The organism is Asticcacaulis sp. AC402, from assembly GCF_000495835.1.
Classification (GTDB): domain Bacteria; phylum Pseudomonadota; class Alphaproteobacteria; order Caulobacterales; family Caulobacteraceae; genus Asticcacaulis.
Genome location: NZ_AWGC01000038.1, coordinates 46,930 through 65,123, shown reverse-complemented (window position 1 = coordinate 65,123; position 18,194 = coordinate 46,930). Strand labels below are relative to the sequence as shown.

At 60.7% G+C, this 18,194-nt stretch carries 19 protein-coding genes; 13 read left to right on the top strand and 6 right to left on the bottom strand.

From position 1 onward, the window contains the following. Positions 1-629 precede the first annotated feature (629 nt). Complete coding sequence (locus ABAC402_RS37230) at positions 630-1,061, bottom strand: CBS domain-containing protein (protein WP_023451012.1); 432 nt, start codon at positions 1,059-1,061, stop codon at positions 630-632. Positions 1,062-1,150: 89 nt separating this feature from the next. Continuing rightward, a complete protein-coding gene (locus ABAC402_RS37225; RefSeq protein WP_023451011.1) occupies positions 1,151-1,789 on the bottom strand; it encodes a rhomboid family intramembrane serine protease in 639 nt (212 codons plus the stop codon). Between the two features lie 352 nt (positions 1,790-2,141). On the opposite strand from ABAC402_RS37225, the gene hfaA reads away from it, so the two are divergent. The 4 genes from hfaA to ABAC402_RS37205 all read left to right on the top strand — a co-directional run bounded on the left by hfaA (position 2,142) and on the right by ABAC402_RS37205 (position 7,880). Next, entirely contained in the window at positions 2,142-2,600 is a 459-nt protein-coding gene (hfaA, locus tag ABAC402_RS37220; protein WP_023451010.1) for a holdfast anchoring protein HfaA, read from the top strand. Beyond that, a complete protein-coding gene (gene hfaB, locus ABAC402_RS37215) occupies positions 2,600-3,649 on the top strand; it encodes a holdfast anchoring protein HfaB (protein ID WP_023451009.1) in 1,050 nt (349 codons plus the stop codon). Before hfaA ends, hfaB begins: the two co-directional genes overlap by 1 nt. Beyond that, the gene (gene hfaD, locus ABAC402_RS37210; protein WP_235080042.1) at positions 3,561-4,823 is read left to right on the top strand and encodes a holdfast anchor protein HfaD; all 1,263 of its coding nucleotides are present in this window, start codon (positions 3,561-3,563) and stop codon (positions 4,821-4,823) included. Before hfaB ends, hfaD begins: the two co-directional genes overlap by 89 nt. A 156-nt stretch (positions 4,824-4,979) precedes the next feature. Beyond that, positions 4,980-7,880 (top strand): pitrilysin family protein, encoded by a 2,901-nt coding sequence (locus ABAC402_RS37205; RefSeq protein WP_023451007.1) that lies wholly within the window; start codon positions 4,980-4,982, stop codon positions 7,878-7,880. Here the strand turns inward: ABAC402_RS37205 and ABAC402_RS37200 are convergent, their stop codons facing one another. The 3 genes from ABAC402_RS37200 to ABAC402_RS37190 all read right to left on the bottom strand — a co-directional run bounded on the left by ABAC402_RS37200 (position 7,881) and on the right by ABAC402_RS37190 (position 9,630). Continuing rightward, entirely contained in the window at positions 7,881-8,267 is a 387-nt protein-coding gene (locus tag ABAC402_RS37200; RefSeq protein ID WP_023451006.1) for a type II toxin-antitoxin system VapC family toxin, read from the bottom strand. After that, the gene (locus tag ABAC402_RS37195; protein ID WP_023451005.1) at positions 8,264-8,509 is read right to left on the bottom strand and encodes a type II toxin-antitoxin system Phd/YefM family antitoxin; all 246 of its coding nucleotides are present in this window, start codon (positions 8,507-8,509) and stop codon (positions 8,264-8,266) included. Before ABAC402_RS37195 ends, ABAC402_RS37200 begins: the two co-directional genes overlap by 4 nt. A 272-nt stretch (positions 8,510-8,781) precedes the next feature. Next, positions 8,782-9,630: a hypothetical protein gene (locus ABAC402_RS37190; RefSeq protein WP_023451004.1), complete on the bottom strand. Its 849-nt coding sequence runs from the start codon at positions 9,628-9,630 to the stop codon at positions 8,782-8,784. A 159-nt stretch (positions 9,631-9,789) separates the two neighbouring features. Between ABAC402_RS37190 and ABAC402_RS37185 the strand changes: the two genes are divergently transcribed. The 7 genes from ABAC402_RS37185 (at position 9,790) to ABAC402_RS37155 (ending at position 15,069) form a co-directional block, all read left to right on the top strand. Beyond that, a complete protein-coding gene (locus ABAC402_RS37185) occupies positions 9,790-10,368 on the top strand; it encodes a PAS domain-containing protein (RefSeq protein ID WP_023451003.1) in 579 nt (192 codons plus the stop codon). Between the two features lie 80 nt (positions 10,369-10,448). Beyond that, positions 10,449-11,216, top strand: a complete 768-nt coding sequence (ppk2, locus tag ABAC402_RS37180; protein ID WP_023451002.1) for a polyphosphate kinase 2 — start codon at positions 10,449-10,451, stop codon at positions 11,214-11,216. Between the two features lie 463 nt (positions 11,217-11,679). Then, positions 11,680-12,279, top strand: a complete 600-nt coding sequence (locus ABAC402_RS37175; RefSeq protein WP_023451001.1) for a hypothetical protein — start codon at positions 11,680-11,682, stop codon at positions 12,277-12,279. 43 nt (positions 12,280-12,322) lie between these two features. Further along, positions 12,323-13,249 (top strand): 4-hydroxybenzoate octaprenyltransferase, encoded by a 927-nt coding sequence (gene ubiA / locus ABAC402_RS37170; protein WP_023451000.1) that lies wholly within the window; start codon positions 12,323-12,325, stop codon positions 13,247-13,249. After that, positions 13,246-14,070 carry a DUF4163 domain-containing protein gene (locus ABAC402_RS37165; RefSeq protein WP_023450999.1) on the top strand — a complete coding sequence of 275 codons (825 nt, stop codon included), beginning with the start codon at positions 13,246-13,248 and terminating at the stop codon, positions 14,068-14,070. Before ubiA ends, ABAC402_RS37165 begins: the two co-directional genes overlap by 4 nt. Before the next feature lie 16 nt (positions 14,071-14,086). Next, entirely contained in the window at positions 14,087-14,734 is a 648-nt protein-coding gene (locus ABAC402_RS37160; protein WP_369751413.1) for a methyltransferase, read from the top strand. Next, positions 14,731-15,069: a VOC family protein gene (locus ABAC402_RS37155; protein ID WP_023450997.1), complete on the top strand. Its 339-nt coding sequence runs from the start codon at positions 14,731-14,733 to the stop codon at positions 15,067-15,069. The genes ABAC402_RS37160 and ABAC402_RS37155 overlap by 4 nt, the downstream gene beginning before the upstream one ends. Here ABAC402_RS37155 and ABAC402_RS37150 read toward each other — a convergent pair. After that, the gene (locus ABAC402_RS37150; protein ID WP_023450996.1) at positions 15,066-15,908 is read right to left on the bottom strand and encodes an NAD(P)-dependent oxidoreductase; all 843 of its coding nucleotides are present in this window, start codon (positions 15,906-15,908) and stop codon (positions 15,066-15,068) included. The genes ABAC402_RS37155 and ABAC402_RS37150 overlap by 4 nt on opposite strands. Positions 15,909-16,096: 188 nt before the next feature. On the opposite strand from ABAC402_RS37150, the gene ABAC402_RS37145 reads away from it, so the two are divergent. Together ABAC402_RS37145 and ABAC402_RS37140 are read left to right on the top strand one after the other, a co-directional pair. Further along, on the top strand, positions 16,097-16,351 hold the full coding sequence (locus ABAC402_RS37145; RefSeq protein WP_023450995.1) for a YjhX family toxin: 255 nt from the start codon (positions 16,097-16,099) through the stop codon (positions 16,349-16,351). Positions 16,352-16,586: 235 nt separating this feature from the next. Beyond that, entirely contained in the window at positions 16,587-18,122 is a 1,536-nt protein-coding gene (locus ABAC402_RS37140) for a UbiD family decarboxylase (protein WP_023450994.1), read from the top strand. Positions 18,123-18,194 lie beyond the last annotated feature (72 nt).

The following is an 18,194-nucleotide window of genomic DNA, read 5'->3' as shown; positions in this document are numbered from 1 at the left end:
AACCCAGTGACTAAATCACTGCGTAAGTTTACGTTCATTAACGAGTCCCACACGACCAAGCTAAAAAGCCCAGTCGAATGGTTGTCTATTAAAGAGACCGCAAACATCAGTGTCGTACAGGAACGTATCTCAACGTTCCCGCAAGCCCACCGCCGCCTGCGTTTCCCTTTCCAATTCTCACAATGTCAAAGACCGTAGCTGAACTAACGAACCGGCTGGTTCAGCAAGGAGGCGCTTATTTAGTGAAGCGCCGAATTCGTGTCAACCGACTTTTTTCGTTTTCCACAGCCTCGTTGGAAGCGTCTGAAATTCGAAAACAACAGAGCCCATAGGATCACCCGGTGAGGGGAAATCCTGAAAACTCGGTCAGGAATCGGAAGGTTGCGTGTATTAGTCCCTTTCCGGATCGGCATCAAGCGTTAATTTGATTTTTACAAATCTCAGGAACGCCGTCGTCGCGAACCGCTGGGGTACAGCAGCGAGGCGCCTGTCTAGTGGCTGACCGCCCTGCCCGCAAGCTCTAAATCGCGAAGAACCCGATTCTTTTTGGGATAAATGAGATACCCTGGCGCGCCCTTAAGAACGTCGCCCCACAACCATTTCCCTACGCTTCACTACGTTACGCTTACCTACCCGGCTGTAATGTAGGCCTTCAGCGTTTCGGCCTCGTGCTCGGACGCAGCGATGCGCGCCTTGACCAGATCGCCGATCGAAACAATGCCGACCAGCCGTACGCCTTCCATTACCGGCAGGTGACGAATGCGGCGATCGGTCATGCGGCTGAGCAGGGTCTCGACGGTTTCGCCCAGATGCGCCGAAACGACATCCTTGGTCATGAACTTGTTGACCGGTTGGACCAGCGAGTCGCCCCCGGACTGGGCAATGGCACGAATAATGTCGCGCTCTGAAATAATGCCGACCACCCGGTCGACCCGGTCGGTGACAACGAAGGCTCCGACCTTGCGCGTATACAAAAGCGCAGCAACGGACGCCAGAGTGTCGTCAGGAGTCACCGTAAAGACTTGACGACCCTTGGCATTCAGCAACTGATTGATCAGCATCTCACCCTCCCATCGGGATGTATTATTTTAAGGAGGCAGCCTGTCGCGAGACGGACAAAATAGCAATAAAGACCGACAGTTCCGACACTTCAATTTGCTGTGAAGTACTGCCGGTGAAACAGCCGCAACCAGGGCTCGATCAGGACCAATCCAATGCCATAGGCCATAAGATGGCTTTCCCACGCCATCTGGCCTTTGAAATCGCCAATGAACATCAGGGCGACATTATATACGACCACAAGTGCGGTCAGGACCAGGACCTGCGGATGCAGGATCTTCAGCACCTCCCCCTCTTTCCGTTGGGCCGGAGGCTGCCACGGCAACCGCACGGCTGCCCCCATCACGCCTGACACGGCCGCCGAGGCGCCGATGACAGTGACATTGTCGCGCACATAAAGCAGGCAAAAGGCGAGCGCCGCCGCAACGGCCAGCAGTTCGAACAATAGCAGGAAAGAGATGAAGCCGCGCCAACCGCGCCCAAAGGCATTCATCAGGGGCACGCTGAACGCCAGGAGCAGCGCCGCGTTCATGCCAGCTCCAATGACATCGCCGTGCAGAAAAGCGTAGCTGAACAAAAGTTCGGCATGCCCCTGACGAACCAGGAGTGGGTTCAGCCCAAACGCGACAACAAGCATCTCCTGTTGCGAAGCGTTCAGCACAAGCGCCACGCCGAACAGCGCCAGCAAGATCAGCGGCAGGATCAGCGCCTGAAAGGGCGCAGTGAACATGGGTTCTCTCGGCGAAGTCTCGGTCATGATGATTCCTGGCAAATCCGCCACGTCATATGACCCGGGACGGATCGCCTTGCCAAGCCCCACACATCAGTTGTCGTATTTTGATACGCCTGTTCGGGGAAACCTGGGTCAAAACGGGCCCCCTGCACGCCTGATGCGCTTTTTCTACCCCTGGGGCGCAAGTCAAAAATCCCAGTTTTTCCAGTAAAAACAGAATTCAGCGTGCCATTTTGGTGGAAATATACCCAATCTTTAAGGTTCTGAACCACATTGGCACCTGAATTGCTCAGATGTCCCTGTCGCTGGCCGCCGGCCTGTGATCGGGCCAAAAGCTTCGGAGTCTGCCATGTCGTTAACTAAAGCTGCTATTCTCGCCCTTGCAGGCGCCGCCCTGCTGGCTTCGCCGGTCATGGCGCAAAACATGTCGACCAAGAAGGCGGCCTTCGAAACCGGCTATGGCATCGGCCGCAACCAGATACAGCGCGGTGTCGATCCGTCAACCCGCGACGCCAACGGCAACCGGGTCCTGCTGGACGGTTCGATCCTGACCGGCAGCGACCAGAGCGTCTTCTCCTATTCGAAGACGCTGGGCGCTGGTGACACCTATTCAGGTGCCGGCGGGCGCGGCGGCGCCACCGCCATCGGCAACAATCTTCAGGTCATCGTCAACGGCAACCACAACACGGTGATCGTCCATTCCAATCAGGTCAACAACGGTAACGTGACCGCCAAAAACGGCAATAGCTCCGCCACGGCGCCGACCGGCACGACCTCCAACGACTTAACCGGACAGGTGAACTTCTAATGGCCAATGCAATGCACAAGAAACCGGGCAAGACCTTTGCCCTAGCCCTGGTCAGCCTGACCGCATTGAGCGTTGCTCTGACAGGGTGTATGACGACGCCGGGTGTCAATTCGTCCGGAAATTACAAGGAGCCGATCGGCGCTGCGCCGGTCACGGCCAATCCCACCGCCTATTCCGACGCCCTTGTCTGCCTGGGCTCTCACGCCCGCCATAACCGCCTGGCCAGCCCACGTCTCGCCGTCGGCCGCATCTCCGACTATACTGGCAAGGTGTCGCTGGAAGGCGGCCGCGAAATCACGCAAGGCGCTTCGCTTATGACCATGACGGCCCTGGCCAAGGCCGGCGCCCGTCAGGTCGAGCGTTTCGACACTTCGGTCGGCGAAATGGAGCTGAAATACTCCAACAACAAGCTTATCACCGATGCCCCGCAGGCCAATCCGACCCAGCCGGTCGATTATCGCAAGATCATGGCCGGCCAGGTCGCCGGTTCCGACTTCTTCATCGTCGGCGGCATCACCGAGCTGAACTACAATATCCGGTCATCGGGTGTCGATGCCTATGCCGGCGAAGTCGCCGATGGCGGTATCAAGGGTCTCTTCTACGGCCGCACCTACGTCATGAACGCCGCCCTCGACCTGCGCCTGGTTGACACCCGCACCCTCGAAGTCGTGGATGTCATCTCTTACCAAAAGCAGATCGTCGGCCGCGAAGTGAAGGCCGGTGTCTTCGATATCCTGAATGGCAACCTGTTTGACATTTCCGGCGGTCAGGGCGCCCTTGAGCCGATGCAACTGGCGGTCCGCGCCATGATCGAGCGCGCGACGCTGGAATTCATGGCCAATCTGTACGGCGTTTCGGGTCCTGAGGTCTGCCTCGATCCCCGCAACGACTTTCTTTATAACGACACGCTGGGCGCTACGGGTGGCCTGACCCCGGCTTATGACAATCTGGAGAACAACAATGCCGGTACGCGCGCCGATCCGAACCGCTGGACGGAAGTTTCTTCTGGCGGCAGCCGCCGCGGTAACCGTGGCGGTTCCCGCTACTAGTTTCTCGCAGGAAGTCATCGACAATCTTCAGGACTCGGTCGGCGATATCTTTGCCGGCCAGACCCTGAACGTGGTCCAGAATGACGGGCTGACCAGGGCGGAAGCCTATGCCACCGGCAACCAGTTGCACGGCGGCAATGAAGCGGTCGACGCAACGCTGACCAATACCCAGACCGTAAGCGGAAAAGTGGCGGGAGATGTCGCCATCAACGGCCAGAACACGACCGACGAATATCTGTCGCTGGGGACGCCGCTCTATGCCGCCAGCCAGGGTATCGGCAACTATAGCTCCTGGGTCGCGTCCCATGGCGACACCACCGCCACGACACACCAGACAGCGACGTCGGGGCCGGTCAGCGCGACGACACACATCACAGCGCCCAATAACGCCATCTACGTCAGCGGTGAAGGCAATGCCACCGCCCTTGTCAACCACAGCGCCTGGCAGGTTTCCAACGGCCGGCTGAACGTTGCCGCATGGCAGACCTCGACCAGCGATGCCCGCGCCAACGTCTCGACCATCATAGAGTATTCACCCTCTCCTAACGTCTACACGGCTTCAGCCGAAGGCAACTACCACGGATCCTTCAGCGACGATCGCGGTTCGCAGGAGCACACCGTCGCCCAGGAGCAGTCGGGCTTTACACAGGCGCGTTCCGAAGTCTATGCTGGCAATATGTGGATCGTCGCCACCAAGGGCACGGCCACTGGCAACAACAACGACATCCAGAACGAAGGCGGCTCCCTGGTCGTCGACAACCGCCAGATCCAGTCCGGCGCCGTTCAGGCCCAGGCCGTCACGGAATCCTACGAGTATGGCGAGGCCCACGCCACCGCCATGGCGATCGGCAACAACCAGGCTTCGGGCAATAACGACATCTATCTGCGCCTCGACAATGATCAATTGTCATCGGGCGGGGTGGACGCCACAGCCTCTTTCGTCGGCGCTGTCGGTTATGACGCCTATGTGACCGCCGACGCCGTCGGCAACCAGTCGCTGGGCTATGCCTGCGCGGAATGTGGCGCCGATGTCGGCGTCAACAACAACCAGGTCAACAATTCCGACGTCTCGGCTAATGCGATCGCCAATGTCGCGCGCGGTCGTTCAATCGTCTCGACCGCCCGCGCCACTGGCAACAGCGCCACCTACTACGCTACCGGCGGCGGCAACTGACTTTGACGCCTCATGTTTATCCGAAAAGTGCGGAAGAACTTTTCTGGCACTTTTCGGCATGAGGCTGTTAACAAACTGTAACCTTGCCGATTTGACCTTTATTCCGGCGCAAACTTGCGTAAGGCTTCGCAGATTGATCTGCGGAGCCTTATACACATGTCGCGCAAGACCCTGATTTCGACCTTCGCCACCCGGGCCTTCGTGGTTGTCGCCCTGGCGACCACCGCCCTCACCCCGTTGTCCCTGGTGAGGGCCGCCGAGCCGGCCTTCCAGGTCCGGACGATCGATACCGCCAAGGGCGTCGACTTCGCGCACAACCACTCGGACATTCCGCCCGATCCGGCCGTGCGCTTCGGCAAGCTGCCCAACGGCATGACCTATGTCATTATGAAAAATGCCACGCCTCCGGGGACGGGTTCGCTGCGCCTGCGCTTCAATGCCGGCTCGATGATGGAAAGCGACAAGCAACTGGGCCTCGCCCACTTCCTTGAGCACATGGCGTTCAATGGCTCCAAAAACGTCCCTGAAGGCGAGATGATCAAGATCCTGCAGCGCCATGGCCTGGAGTTTGGTCCCGACACCAATGCCTACACCAATTTCGACGAGACTGTGTATCAGCTCGACCTGCCCAAGGCGGCCGCGGAAGATATCGATACCGGCCTGTTCCTGTTGCGCGAAGCCGCCGGCAACCTGCTGATCGAAACCAAGGCCGTCGACGACGAGCGCGGCGTCATCCTGGGCGAGGAACGCGCCCGCGCCACGCCCGCTATGAACAATTACAAGAAATGGTCATCGACCACCTTCCCCGGCCAGAAATACGCCGACCGCTTCCCGATCGGCACCCCGGAGATCATCAAGACGGCACCGCGCGAAAGCTTCGTCGACTACTATAATGCGTTCTACCGGCCCGAGCAGGCGACCCTGGTCGCCGTCGGCGATTTCGATGTCGATGCCGTCGAAGCCAGGATCAAGGCCAAGTTCTCCGATTGGACCCCCGCCGTGCCGGGCGCGATCCGCCTGACCGATTTCGGCGCCTACAAGCCCAAGGGCGTGGTCACCGTCGACACCTACAGCGAGCCCGGGCTGCGTGACGGCATGACCATGACCTGGGCAAAGCCGACCAGGGAGACCTATCAGACCTGGGGCAGCGCTTCGGACGATTTTATTGACATGGTGCGCACAGCCATCCTGAACGAGCGCTTCGAACGTCAGGCCAAGCTGCCGCAAACCGCTTTCGCCGCCGCCGGCGTCGGGCATGACGACATGAAGTATACGGCTGAAGTCACCCAGCTCAGCGTCACACCAAAGCCGGGCCAGGCCGAGGCGGCCTTCGAGCAGGCCTATAGCCTGCTGCGTCAGTTTGAACTGTACGGTGCCAGCCAGCCGGAGCTGGATCGCGTTCTGGCCAATTTTGACGCCGGCTTCAAGTCGGCGATGCAGGGCGCCGCCACCCGCAACACCCGCGACCTTGCCGATGCCATCGCCGGTTCGATCCACGAAGGCCAGGTCTTCACGTCGCCGCAGCAGGACTACGGCTTCTTCCTCGGGCTGAAACCGAAGATCACGCTGGCCCTGGTCAATGCCGGGGTAGCGCCATTATTCGCCGGCGACGGCCCGGTCATCTGGCGCAGCGCCGAAACCCTGGGCGATTTTGACAAGGCGGCGATTACCGCCAGCTATGAGAAGGTCAAGGCGGCCCAGTTCCAGGCGGCGGCAGCCGACGCGACCAAGCCATGGCCCTATACCGATTTCGGTACGCCGGCGGCCATCGTCAAGCGCGAGGAGATCGCTGATCTGGGCATCGTCCAACTGACCTATGCCAACGGCGTTAAGGCAACCCTAAAGTCGACCAAGTTCAAGGAAGACGAGATCGGCATATCCATCCGCTTCGCCGGCGGGCTCGATTCTCTGTCGCCGGCTGCCCGGCCGCCCGTGTTCCAGGCCTCGGCCCACGGCCTGTCAGAGGGCGGGCTGGGTCAGCTGACCGCCACCGAGATCAAGGACAGCCTGAACGGGCGGATCTACGGCATTGATTTCGATATCGGCGAGGACTCGACAACGCTGCGCGGCGGTACCACGCGCGAGGACTTCGCCCTGCAGATGCAGGTGTTGATGGCCTTCACCACCGATTCGGCTTATCGCGCCGACGCCTGGGAACGTTTGAAGGCGTTTGTACCGAACTATTACACCTCCCTGGCCTCGACGCCAGGCGGTGTCTTCCAGATGAACGCCGACCGGGTGCTGCATTCGAACGATTCACGTTTCGGCATCCCCTCGCAGACCGATTTCCTCGCCACCACCAACGACCAGATCAGGGCCCTCATCGATACCCAGCTCAAGTCCCAGCCGGTCGAAATCACCATTGTCGGCGATGTCACCGAAGATCAGGCCAAGGCGCAGATTGCCGCCACCTTCGCGACCTTGAAACCGCGCACCGCCCTGCCCGAACCCACGGATTCTGATACCGTCAAATTCCCGGCGACCGGCCTGAATCAGGTGTTTCAGCATGGCGGCCGTGAGGACCAGGGCCTGACCTATTTTGCCTTCCCGACCGGCGACTTCTTCGCCGACACCAAGCGGGCGCGCGGGCTTGAAGTCCTGGCCGACGTGCTGTCGCTGCGGCTAACCGACGAGGTCCGCGAGAAACAGGCCCTGGCCTACAGCCCTAACGCCAGCAGCTTCGCCTCAAACGCCTTTACCGGTTACGGCTATGTCAGCATCGCCGCCGAGGTCAAGCCGGAGGATTCCCAACCGTTCGCTGAGGCGCTGAAGACCATCGTCACCGATATCAAGGCCAATCCGATCGGCGAGGACGAACTGTTGCGGGCGCGCAAGCCGGTTCTGGACCGCCTGGAAAACCAGTGGAAGACCAATGGCTACTGGAGCCAGGTCCTGCCCGGCACCATGAGCGATCCGCGGCGGCTGGAGGCCATTCGCAGTCGCCGTAATCAATTGATGACGACCTCGGCGGCGGACCTGCAAAAGCTGGCGGTGACCTATCTCGACCTGAGCAAGATGCTGACCATCCAGGTCAAGCCGGCGGCGAAGGCGCAGTAGTCAAACGAGGTATACGGGGGCCGAGTAGCGCGCAAGCATGGCATCGGCAGTCATCAACGGTATCCCTTCGGCTGCGGCCTGTGCCAGCAGCAGACGGTCGAATGGATCGTTATGATGCCAAGGTAACTCCCCGACGCCGATGGCATGCTCGCCCGAAACCGGTAATTCGACGTAGCCGGCATCCAGCAAGGCGCGGCGGACGACCCTTGCATCGACATTGAAATCTGGCTTTTGCAGACTTGCCTTTATGGCAATTTCCCAAATGTTGACGGCGCTGAAATAAAGCTCGTTGTCCAAATCGGAAATGGCCCGTCGCGCCTCTACGGAGAGCCGCTCCGGCGCTACGGTCACCCAAACTACGAGATGTGTATCGAGCAAAAACTTCATTCTTCGCCGTTGAACATCTTTTCGATGTCGTCTTTTGCAAAGGCGTCGAAGTCGTCAGGAATGTTGTACCGGCCTTGCAACATACCTATTCTCTGCGGTGGCGTGGTATCAGAGACCGTCAATGCCACAACCTTCACCAAGCCCTTGCCGTTCTTGGCGATGATAAAAGGCTCTCCGCCCGCAGCCTCCTCGACCAGACGCGACAAATGGGTTTTGGCTTCGTGAATATTGACAGCTTTCATGGCGCACCTAAACTAAGTCCGCTTAGTTTAGTTTATTTCACACGCGCCTGCAACCCTGATGAAAGTCGGTCGCGAGTTCCGCGCCGGTCAGAGCCTTCAGATTTCAGCGTGCAGGGTGCCGGGTGAAGAGTCCCTGGCCCCGGCAAAAACCCCGCCGGTTGCCCGGCGGGGTTCAAGTTTGTACGCGCTACTTTTTGGTATTGACTTGCGCTACCGCTTCGCTGCCTGAGCGCAGGTTTGACTTGCGCTACCGCTTCGCTGCTTGAGCGCGATTACTGCACAAACCCGCCAACGCCACCGTCGAACACCATATAGCTGGAGGACGAAGCCTCGCGCGCCACAGCGACTTCGCGCTGCTTGGTGATGGTTTCGGTACGAGTCAGGGTCAGGACCTTCACACCGACGCCGAAGCGGCGCAGCAAAGAACGTTCATTACAGTTGCGTTGCGGGGTTTGCGGACGGCAGGTAAGGCGGCCCTCTTCGAACCACAGGGCGTCGCCCTTGCGGCAGTCATTGGATATGCCATGATCGAAGGAGATCTGGCCGTTGAAGTCGGCATAAACCCACTGCAGCTTGGTACCGGCGATGCAGCGGAAGATTTCGCCGCGATATTCGCCGCGGATGTCACGCTCACCGAAAACCTGTGAGGCCGGATGCGGCGCGCCGCGGTCGTCGATGCAGGTCGCGCGGATGACGGTTGTCTTGGTGAAGGTCTGCTGTTCGGTATAGGCTTCCAGACGGGCGGCCGCTGCGCCGGTCTCGACATTCAGACCAACAGCTTGCGGATAACCCGGGGTCTGGGACCAGTTGCCGTAACCGCCGCCGTAATAGGTGCCGCTGCCCGAACCAGAGCCGGAACCCGAAGCGGTGGCCGTGGCCTTCACATTGACATTGACATTGACGTTGGTCTTGCCACCGCCATTGTTACCGCCGTGATGGCCACCACCACCACCGCAGCCGCCACCGCCGCACGGAACATGCGGGGGCTTGGGGTTGTGCGGCGGATGTGCCGGGGGCGGCGGGGCACAGCCGCTGTTGCAGCCGGCAGCGGCTGCACCGGCCATGGCCAGCATGCCGAGACTTACGGCGGCAAAGGCGAAATTTTTGATGACTGCGCGCATAGAACGCTCCTTGTTGGCTTTCTAGCCGTGCAAGCAAGAACCATACCGTTCCAAACTTGCCTTTTTCTTAAAGCTGTCCACAAAAATCCCAGGATTGTCACGGGCACAGGCACGTCAACGGCAGCGAACTTGCGTCGTCGGGGTCACGAGGAGACACGAGTGCCCCATTCCAGCACAATTTCATTCCTGAGCTATTGGCGCGGCCTGCAGACCCGGCCCGACAAGGCCCCGGCGCGTGACCGCTTCGACCCGGCAAAACTGAAAAGTCTTGTGCCGCAAATGATCATGATCTCAACGTCGGATCCCGCCTACCGGTTTCGCCTGTCGGGCAGCTTTCTGGTTGCTGTGCACGGCTATGAACTGAAAGACACCTCCTTCCTCGGCCTGTTCCGTTCGCCGTTCCTGAACACGGTCAGGACGGCGCTGCAGATGAGTCTTCGCCGCGAACAACCGCTCATCCTCACCATTTCAGCCCCGTGGATCACCGACGACACGTCGCAAGCACCGTACCAGAATGAGACAGTGACGGTGGAGATCTGTCTGTGTCCCATGATGAACCGCGACAGCGCGATCGATCGGGTCGTCGGCATCTACCAGACGCTGACGGCAGCCCCCAAAACCACGAACGGCCGGCTGGGCCGCTATACCCTGGTGTCGTCGCGGCTTTATGAACCCAGGCGCATGCTCAAGGCGGCACATCTGCGTCTGGTGTCCGTCGAAGGCCGCCGGATAGCCTGACAATTCGCTAGATTGATTTTTGGTCGCTTGATTTTTTAGCGGAATTATCGGCAGGCTCGACTCTTTTCAGGAGATGCCCAATGTCCGTTTGGAGCGACGAAGAGGCCCTGGCCCGCCAGGAAAAGCTGCAGATCGCCCTGGTCGATACCCAGATCTGGAGCATGAAGACCGGGCACAAGGTCTGCATCCTGTTCGAAGGCCGCGACGCCGCTGGCAAGGACGGCGCCATCAAGCGGATCACCGAGGTCCTGTCGGTGCGCAAGACGCGGGTGATCGCCCTGCCCAAGCCGACCGAGTTCGACCGGGGCGCCTGGTGGTTTCAGCGTTATGTCGGGCAGTTGCCGACAGCCGGGGATTGGGTGCTGTTCAACCGGTCCTGGTACAACCGCGCCGGGGTCGAACGGGTGATGGGCTTCTCCAGGCCCGAAGAGCAGGAGACCTTCATCCATGATGTCCCCGCTTTCGAAAGCATGCTGGTCCGCAGCGGCATAACCCTGATCAAGCTGTGGCTGGATATTTCGCGCGACGAGCAGAAGGAGCGTCTCGATGCGCGGCGGTCCGATCCGCTAAAACGGCTCAAGGTCAGCGAGCTCGACGCCGTCGCCCAGGAAAAATGGGGCGACTATTCCCAGGCGCGCGATGATATGCTCAAGCGGTCGCACCATGAGCACGGGCCGTGGACCTGCGTCGCCACCGACAGCAAGAAGAAGGCGCGCGAGAACATCCTGCGCCATGTTATCACCGAACTGGCCTGTCCCGAACTGTCGGCCAAGGTCGCTGCCCCTGACCCGGACGTCGTGTTCAGCTACGACGCCGTCATCGAAGGCCGCAGAACGCTGGAAAAGTAAGGAAGTGTGTCCACAGATTACACCGATTTCACAGATTTCTAGAGCGCAATTCGATAAAGTGTGACGCCACCGCACGGGCGTCCCCGTTTTCGGATAAATCGCGCGACAAAACAAAAACTTGGAGCGGGGTTTTGATTCCATCAAAACTCATCCCGCTCTAAGGGCGCGCAGCGCCAGTCTTATACCAAGCCTCATAAAGAATGACGCTTGGTATTCGCATTTTTTCAGCTCAAGCGCCGCATGGCTCCTCGCGTAAGCTCGGGCGGGCAGTCGCCCTTGCCAATCCACGATGAGTCAAGGTCATCGTGGATTGGTATTAATCCCTCTGAACTGTGTAATCTGTGGACCACCTTTCGGAAGATTCGGCTTGCGCCGAGATCCGCAAAACCCGCCCACCAGTAACGGAATATTGACTCTATCCGGTCATGATTCGCGCCTGAACAAGAAGTTCTCAGGTGACAGAATGACCGCCACGACGCGAAGCGACGGCAACGAAGAGCCAAGGCCGACCAAACGCGCCAATCTCAAGGTTTGTGGTACCTGCAGCCTGTGCTGCAAGGTCTACGACATCGACGACCTGGGCAAGAAAGCCGGCGAAACCTGCAACCATACCCGCCGCGAAGGTGGCTGCGGCGTCTGGGGTCTCCACCCGCAAATCTGCCAGGATTTCAAATGCCTGTGGCTGAAGCACGACGACATGACGGCGCTGTGGCGGCCGGATCTCTGCGGCTTCGTGCTGCGCGTCGAGCCCAACGGAACCACCCTGGCGGTCGATGTCGACCCTGACCGGCCAGACGCCTGGCGCACGCCCCATTATTACGACCAGCTCAAGATCTGGTCAGAAGTCATGCCGAAGAACGAGGGCCTGGTCGTGGTTTACGTGCCCAACGGCATGTATGTCATCACCCCGATGGAGGACCTGTTCCTCAAGGCGCCCAAGCGCGGCGACATCCTGGAAACCGGCATGGAGAACAGCTTGTTCGGTCTGCGACCCTTTGCCCGGGTCATCCCGGCCCGCGAAATCCGCAAGGACCGCAGCAACCTGATCAAGCGACGGGCATAAAAAGGCCCTCGACAATCCGGCCGGGCGCCGCCATGAAACCGCAATGTCCGACGCCGCCGATCATCTCCCCGATGCCGCCGCCCGCAATTGGGTCGACCGCTATGCGCCCCCTGCCCTGCGCCCTTGGTTGAGGCTTGGCCGGTTCGACCGGCCGATCGGCATCTGGCTGCTCTTCCTGCCCGGCGCCATGGGTCTGGCCTTCGCCACCCAGCGGCTGGAACTGTTCCCCTGGTACAAGCTGTTGCTGTTTGCCCTGGGCGCCGCCCTGATGCGCGCTGCCGGATGTGCCTATAACGATTTTGTTGATCGCGACATCGACGCCCAGGTCGAACGCACGCGTGGCCGGCCCATTCCGTCGGGCCAGATCAAACCGAAACAGGCCCTGCTCTTTGTTGCCGTGAACTCCCTGATCAGCCTCGGTATCCTCCTGCAACTGGGCACCCTGGCCATCATCCTGGGCTTCGTGTCACTGGGCCTGGTCGCCGCCTATCCCTTCATGAAGCGCATCACCTGGTGGCCCCAGGCCTGGTTGGGCATCACCTTCAACTGGGGATTCCCGATGGCGGTGGCTGCCGTCGCCGGCGAAGTTCCGGTGGCCGCCTGGCTCTTTTATGCTGGTCTGATCGCTTGGACCATCGGCTATGACACCATCTATGCCTTGCAGGATATCGAAGACGACGCCTTTGTCGGCGTCAAATCCAGCGCCCGGGCGCTGGGCGGACATGCAAAAACCGGAATTTCGCTCTTTTATGGCCTGGCGGTTGTCCTAACAGCCACAGGGGCGTGGCTCAGTGGTGCACAACCGCTGTTTTTTGTTGGACTTTGCGCGGTGACCGGGCATCTTGGCCTGCAAGTTGTGCAGCTGCGACTCAAGGATAACGACCTGGCCTTGCGCCTGTTCAGATCCAATCGCACGACGGGCCTGTTGTGGGTGGCGAGTCTTGTTTTGGCGCAGGTGGTTTTGCGATGATAACGGTGGCGAAACAGCGTGTATGGGCGACGGTGGCGATTTGCCTCGCCTTGGTTGCCTGCCAGAAGAAGCCGCAGGAGCAGACCAAAAGCGACCGCCCACCAGCCACGGTGGCCCCCCTGGGCTACGCCAAGACCGATGGTGACGCCCAGGTCACCTTGACCCTGCCCGAACCGATCAAACTCTACCCCGAACTGCACACCCAGCTCTACAATGAGGGCGAGGCCGCCCTGAACGCCTTCATGGCCAATGCCAGGGACGACCGCGCCGAACAGAGCGCCGACGGCTTCCCGGTACCCGCCTATTACCGTTCCATCAACTGGAAGATTGCCGCCCAGTCGCCGCGCCTGGTGTCGCTCTATGCCGAGGAGGAGGACTTCCAGGGCGGGGCCCATCCCGGCCATAGCTTCCAGGCCCTGTTGTGGGACAAGTCGAAATCCGAACTGATCCCGACGGGCAGGTTGTTCGTCAACGGCGCCGACATGACCGCGGTCGATGCCTATGCCTGCAAGCAGATCGAGGCCCTTCGCTCCAAGCGCGCCGGTGATCCGGTCAGCCACGCCGATTTCGGCGGCGGCTGCCCGAAGTTCGCCGAGGCCAAGCTGATCCTGATCCCATCAACCGTCAGCGGCAAGGTCGGCGCCGTCGACGCCCTGTTCGCCCCGTCCGAAGTCGGCGCCTATGCCGAAGGGCCTTACGAAATCCGCGTGCCGCAAAACGTGCTGAAGGGCGTGCTGAACCCGGAGTTCGCCGACCAGTTCGCCGGCGATCCGGTCGCCGAGAACGCCCTCCCCGATCCGGACGCCGACCTGGCCCGGTGAGCCAAAAAACGTGAGCATCACCGAAAAGCGGGACTTTATCGCCGCCAGTACCCGCCCCCTGCCGGTCCCCAGTCTGCCACAGATCACCCTGTACCAGGCTGACGAAGTCACGCCGCTGTGGCTGTTGACCGAGGCCGATCTGGTACGCGAGCGTCTGGCCCCGCCGTTCTGGGCCTTTGCCTGGTCCGGCGGTCAGGCCCTGGCGCGCTATGTTTTTGATCGTCCGGAAATCGTGTCTGAGCGCCGGGTGCTGGACCTGGCCTGCGGCTCCGGCCTGGTCGGGATCGCCGCAGCGCTGAACGGCGCCCAGAGCGTGATCTGCAACGATATCGATGCTTACGCCGAAACGGCCGTTGCAATGAATGCCGGGCTCAACGGTGTCGACCTGACCTTTACGGCCGGCAACCTGCTGGACGGCGATGTGCCGGAGGTAGAGGTCGTCCTGGCCGGCGATATCGCCTACGAGAAGCCGATGACGGCGGCCATGCTGACATTTTTGCGCCGCGCCCTGGTGCAAGGCTGCGAGGTCTGGGTCGGCGATCCCCACCGCACCTATTTTCCGGCGGAGGGCTTCGAGCGTTGCGCCCGCTACGACATCGCCACCAACCCTGATATCGAAGACAGCGCAGTCAAACCGGCCAGCGTATGGAGGATGATCCCATGAGACAGCACCACAAGATCGACTATGTCGAGTTCCCCTCGGCAGGCACCGAGGCGGACAAGGCTTTTTACGGCCAGGCGTTCGGCTGGAAGTTCATCGACTACGGCCCGACCTATGCAGGGTTGGATGACGCCGGCCTGGATGGCGGTTTCCAGGCACAAGACAATGCCACCAAGCCGCTGGTCATCTTGTACAGCGACGACCTGGAAGCCTCGCTGGCGGCGGTCGAAGCCGCCGGCGGCACGATTACCGCCCCGATCTTCAGCTTCCCCGGCGGCCATAGATTCCATTTCACTGACCCGTCGGGCAACGAATTGGCAGTATGGTCTGAGGCCTAGAAGTCCGGCTTGAACGTCCCGGGCGCGTAGCCGAAATCCTGCTTAGCCGGCGTATGATCGAACCATAGATCGCAATTCATACGCTGCGCCATGGCGAGATTCTGTTTCAACGCCTGGCCCGGCCGGATCAGATGCAGCACGCCGAACCCGAGACGCCAGACCCATTCCGGTAACGGCACGACGGCCGGTTTTCGGTCGAGCGCGGCGAACACCAGCACCACCATCTCGCGGTAGGTCAGGCTGTCGCCTCCCGACAGGTTATAGCTCTTGCCGTGGGTCGCGTCTGCCGGCAGGACCTGCAGCGCCGCGCGGGCCAGGTCGCGGGCATGGACCGGCTGGCGCAGGCCGCAGGCCGGACCGCATACAGGGAAGAAACCCAGTTTCTCGATCATATTGCGGATACGGCTGACATTGTCGTCGAGGCCTTCGTCATAGATCAGGGTCGGGCGCAGGATGGTTCCGGCCACACCGGTGGCCTTGCAGAAATCGGTAACCGTCTTCTCTCCGGCCAGCAGGCGTTGTACCACCTCGCGTTCCGCCGGCTCGTCGGAAACCTCCTTGGTGAAGACGCTGGTCGAGGAAAAGACCACAAGCCGCCGCATCCCTAGTGACAGCAGGCGTTGGAGAAGTGAGTCACTGACCAGCCACATAGGCGCAGTGATAATCACCTGGCTGAAGGTCTTGTCCGGCCGGAAGTCTTCGGGACGCCCGAGATCGAGATAGACGGTGTTGCCGGCCAGATCCTGGCGCGAAGTGAATATCGCCCCGGGCGCCAGATCGCGCAGGCGCCTGCCGATCAGGGTGCGCGCGCCGATAATCAGAATATCCGTTCTATCCATGTGCCTAGCTAACAGGCATCGGCGCGTCTTGACAAAGGCTTTGTCCGGCGTAGAGAGAAGGCACGCTTTAAGGAATGCCTATGCCGGAGATTGTGCGAAACCACTAAGGTCTCGCAGTTCGAGACCTGACTAACGCCGCGCCGCCTGAGCGCTGCGCGGATTGTTGTGGTTTCAATCCCGGATTTCCCATGAATATCTCCAAGGCAGAACAGCGTGTTCTGCATGTCCTGGCGCAGGGCGGTCATATCCGACCCGAGCGCGACGACGGCCGCCTGGTCGCCGTTACCTGCTTCAACCGCGACGGCTTCGTCCTCAACGATTGTACCCTGAACGTCTTCAAGAAGCTGAAGAACCGTCGCCTGATCGAATCGAAGGATGGATCGCCCTATCGCATCTCCTATGTCGGCCGCATTAGCGTGCGGTCGCAGTTGGATAATCGCTAACCCTTTTTCCCTCTCCCCATTTGCTGGAAGAGGACGAGAGCCGAGCGAAGCGCGGGCGATCGGGTGAGGGGCTTTTCAGCGTCGTTAAGACACGACTTGTTTCGTCCCCTCCTTCCCGCCAACCATGCGACGCGCCGTCCCATTGCCAGACCTGAAAACGCGGCTTATGTGACGACGACCGAATTGCCCCTCACCCCTGCCCTCTCCCCTCTCGAGGGGAGAGGGGGAGAATTCCATGGCCGCCTACAAAAGCCTGCGCGACTTTATCGCCAAACTCGAAGCCGCCGGCGAACTGGTGCGGGTCAAGACCCCCGTCTCGACCCATCTCGAAATGACCGAGATCCAGCTGCGTCTGCTGGCCGAAAAAGGCCCAGCCGTGCTGTTCGAGAACGTTACCCTCCCCGATGGGTCGAAATCCGACATGCCGGTGCTGGTCAACCTGTTTGGCAATGTCAAACGGGTCGCCATGGGCGTGACGCTCGACGGCAGGGAGCGCACACAACCGTCTGACCTGCGCGAAGTTGGCGAACTGCTGGCCTTCCTGCGCCAGCCCCAGCCGCCGCGCGGGCTGAAGGATGCCTGGGACATGCTGCCGCTGGCCAAAACCATCATGGGCATGCGGCCCAAGACGATCAAATCCGCCCCGGTCCAGGAGGTCGTGCTGACCGGCGACCAGATCGATCTGACGACACTACCGGTCCAGGGCTGCTGGCCCGGGGAGCCGGCGCCGCTGATCACCTGGCCGCTGATCGTCACCAAGGGCCCTTCGGAATCGCGCGAAGACGACTACAATCTCGGCATCTACCGCATGCAGGTCCTGGGCAAGGACCGCACCCTCATGCGCTGGCTGGCCCACCGCGGCGGGGCGCAACACCACCGCCGCTGGAAGACCTCCGGTAAATGCGAGCCCCTGCCCGCTGCCGCCGTGCTGGGAGCCGATCCCGGCCTGATCCTGGCCGCCGTGACGCCCGTTCCCGATACGCTGAGCGAATACCAGTTCGCCGGCCTGCTGCGCGGCGAAAAGGCCGAACTGGTCCAGGCGAAAACCGTGCCTCTGCTAGTGCCCGCCCATGCCGAAATCATCCTCGAAGGCCATGTCCTGCTCGACGACTATGAGGACGAAGGCCCCTACGGCGACCATACCGGCTATTACAACAGCGTCGAAAAGTTCCCGGTGTTTCAGGTGACGGCCATCACTCACCGCACGAACCCGATTTATCTGTCGACCTTTACCGGCCGTCCGCCCGACGAGCCTTCGGTGCTGGGCGAAGCGCTGAACGAGGTCTTTATCCCGCTGATCCAGCAGCAGTTTCCGGAAATCGTCGACTTCTGGCTTCCGCCGGAAGGCTGTTCCTACCGGATCGCCGTCATCTCGATGAAGAAGGCCTATCCCGGCCACGCCAAGCGGGTGATGATGGGCGCCTGGTCGTACCTGCGCCAGTTCATGTACACCAAGTGGATCATCGTGGTCGACGACGACATCAATGCCCGCGACTGGAAGGACGTCATGTGGGCGATGTCGACGCGGATGGACCCGGCGCGCGACATTACGGTGGTCGAACACACGCCGATCGACTATCTCGATTTTGCCTCGCCGGAAAGCGGCCTGGGCTCCAAGATCGGCCTTGACGCCACCAACAAGTGGCCACCGGAAACCCACCGCGAATGGGGCGAAAAGCTCTATATGGAGCAGGAGATCATCGACCGGGTGAACGCCAAATGGGCCGAGATGGGCCTGCCCGGCAGTGGTAAGACGATCTGGAAGTCGTAGCCGGCTGCGGTCCGTGGCAACCGTTTCTATCGAAGAGTGTTATCCACAGATAAGCCAGATAAGCCAGATGCA

Excerpts from the sequence above, each read along its gene's own strand:
- ABAC402_RS37230 (WP_023451012.1), bottom strand. The coding sequence starts at position 1,061 with ATGCTGATCAATCAGTTGCTGAATGCCAAGGGTCGTCAAGTCTTTACG.
- ABAC402_RS37225 (WP_023451011.1), bottom strand. The coding sequence starts at position 1,789 with ATGTTCACTGCGCCCTTTCAGGCGCTGATCCTGCCGCTGATCTTGCTG.
- hfaA (WP_023451010.1), top strand. The coding sequence starts at position 2,142 with ATGTCGTTAACTAAAGCTGCTATTCTCGCCCTTGCAGGCGCCGCCCTG.
- hfaB (WP_023451009.1), top strand. The coding sequence starts at position 2,600 with ATGGCCAATGCAATGCACAAGAAACCGGGCAAGACCTTTGCCCTAGCC.
- hfaD (WP_235080042.1), top strand. The coding sequence starts at position 3,561 with ATGCCGGTACGCGCGCCGATCCGAACCGCTGGACGGAAGTTTCTTCTG.
- ABAC402_RS37205 (WP_023451007.1), top strand. The coding sequence starts at position 4,980 with ATGTCGCGCAAGACCCTGATTTCGACCTTCGCCACCCGGGCCTTCGTG.
- ABAC402_RS37200 (WP_023451006.1), bottom strand. The coding sequence starts at position 8,267 with ATGAAGTTTTTGCTCGATACACATCTCGTAGTTTGGGTGACCGTAGCG.
- ABAC402_RS37195 (WP_023451005.1), bottom strand. The coding sequence starts at position 8,509 with ATGAAAGCTGTCAATATTCACGAAGCCAAAACCCATTTGTCGCGTCTG.
- ABAC402_RS37190 (WP_023451004.1), bottom strand. The coding sequence starts at position 9,630 with ATGCGCGCAGTCATCAAAAATTTCGCCTTTGCCGCCGTAAGTCTCGGC.
- ppk2 (WP_023451002.1), top strand. The coding sequence starts at position 10,449 with ATGTCCGTTTGGAGCGACGAAGAGGCCCTGGCCCGCCAGGAAAAGCTG.
- ABAC402_RS37175 (WP_023451001.1), top strand. The coding sequence starts at position 11,680 with ATGACCGCCACGACGCGAAGCGACGGCAACGAAGAGCCAAGGCCGACC.
- ubiA (WP_023451000.1), top strand. The coding sequence starts at position 12,323 with ATGTCCGACGCCGCCGATCATCTCCCCGATGCCGCCGCCCGCAATTGG.
- ABAC402_RS37165 (WP_023450999.1), top strand. The coding sequence starts at position 13,246 with ATGATAACGGTGGCGAAACAGCGTGTATGGGCGACGGTGGCGATTTGC.
- ABAC402_RS37155 (WP_023450997.1), top strand. The coding sequence starts at position 14,731 with ATGAGACAGCACCACAAGATCGACTATGTCGAGTTCCCCTCGGCAGGC.
- ABAC402_RS37150 (WP_023450996.1), bottom strand. The coding sequence starts at position 15,908 with ATGGATAGAACGGATATTCTGATTATCGGCGCGCGCACCCTGATCGGC.
- ABAC402_RS37145 (WP_023450995.1), top strand. The coding sequence starts at position 16,097 with ATGAATATCTCCAAGGCAGAACAGCGTGTTCTGCATGTCCTGGCGCAG.
- ABAC402_RS37140 (WP_023450994.1), top strand. The coding sequence starts at position 16,587 with ATGGCCGCCTACAAAAGCCTGCGCGACTTTATCGCCAAACTCGAAGCC.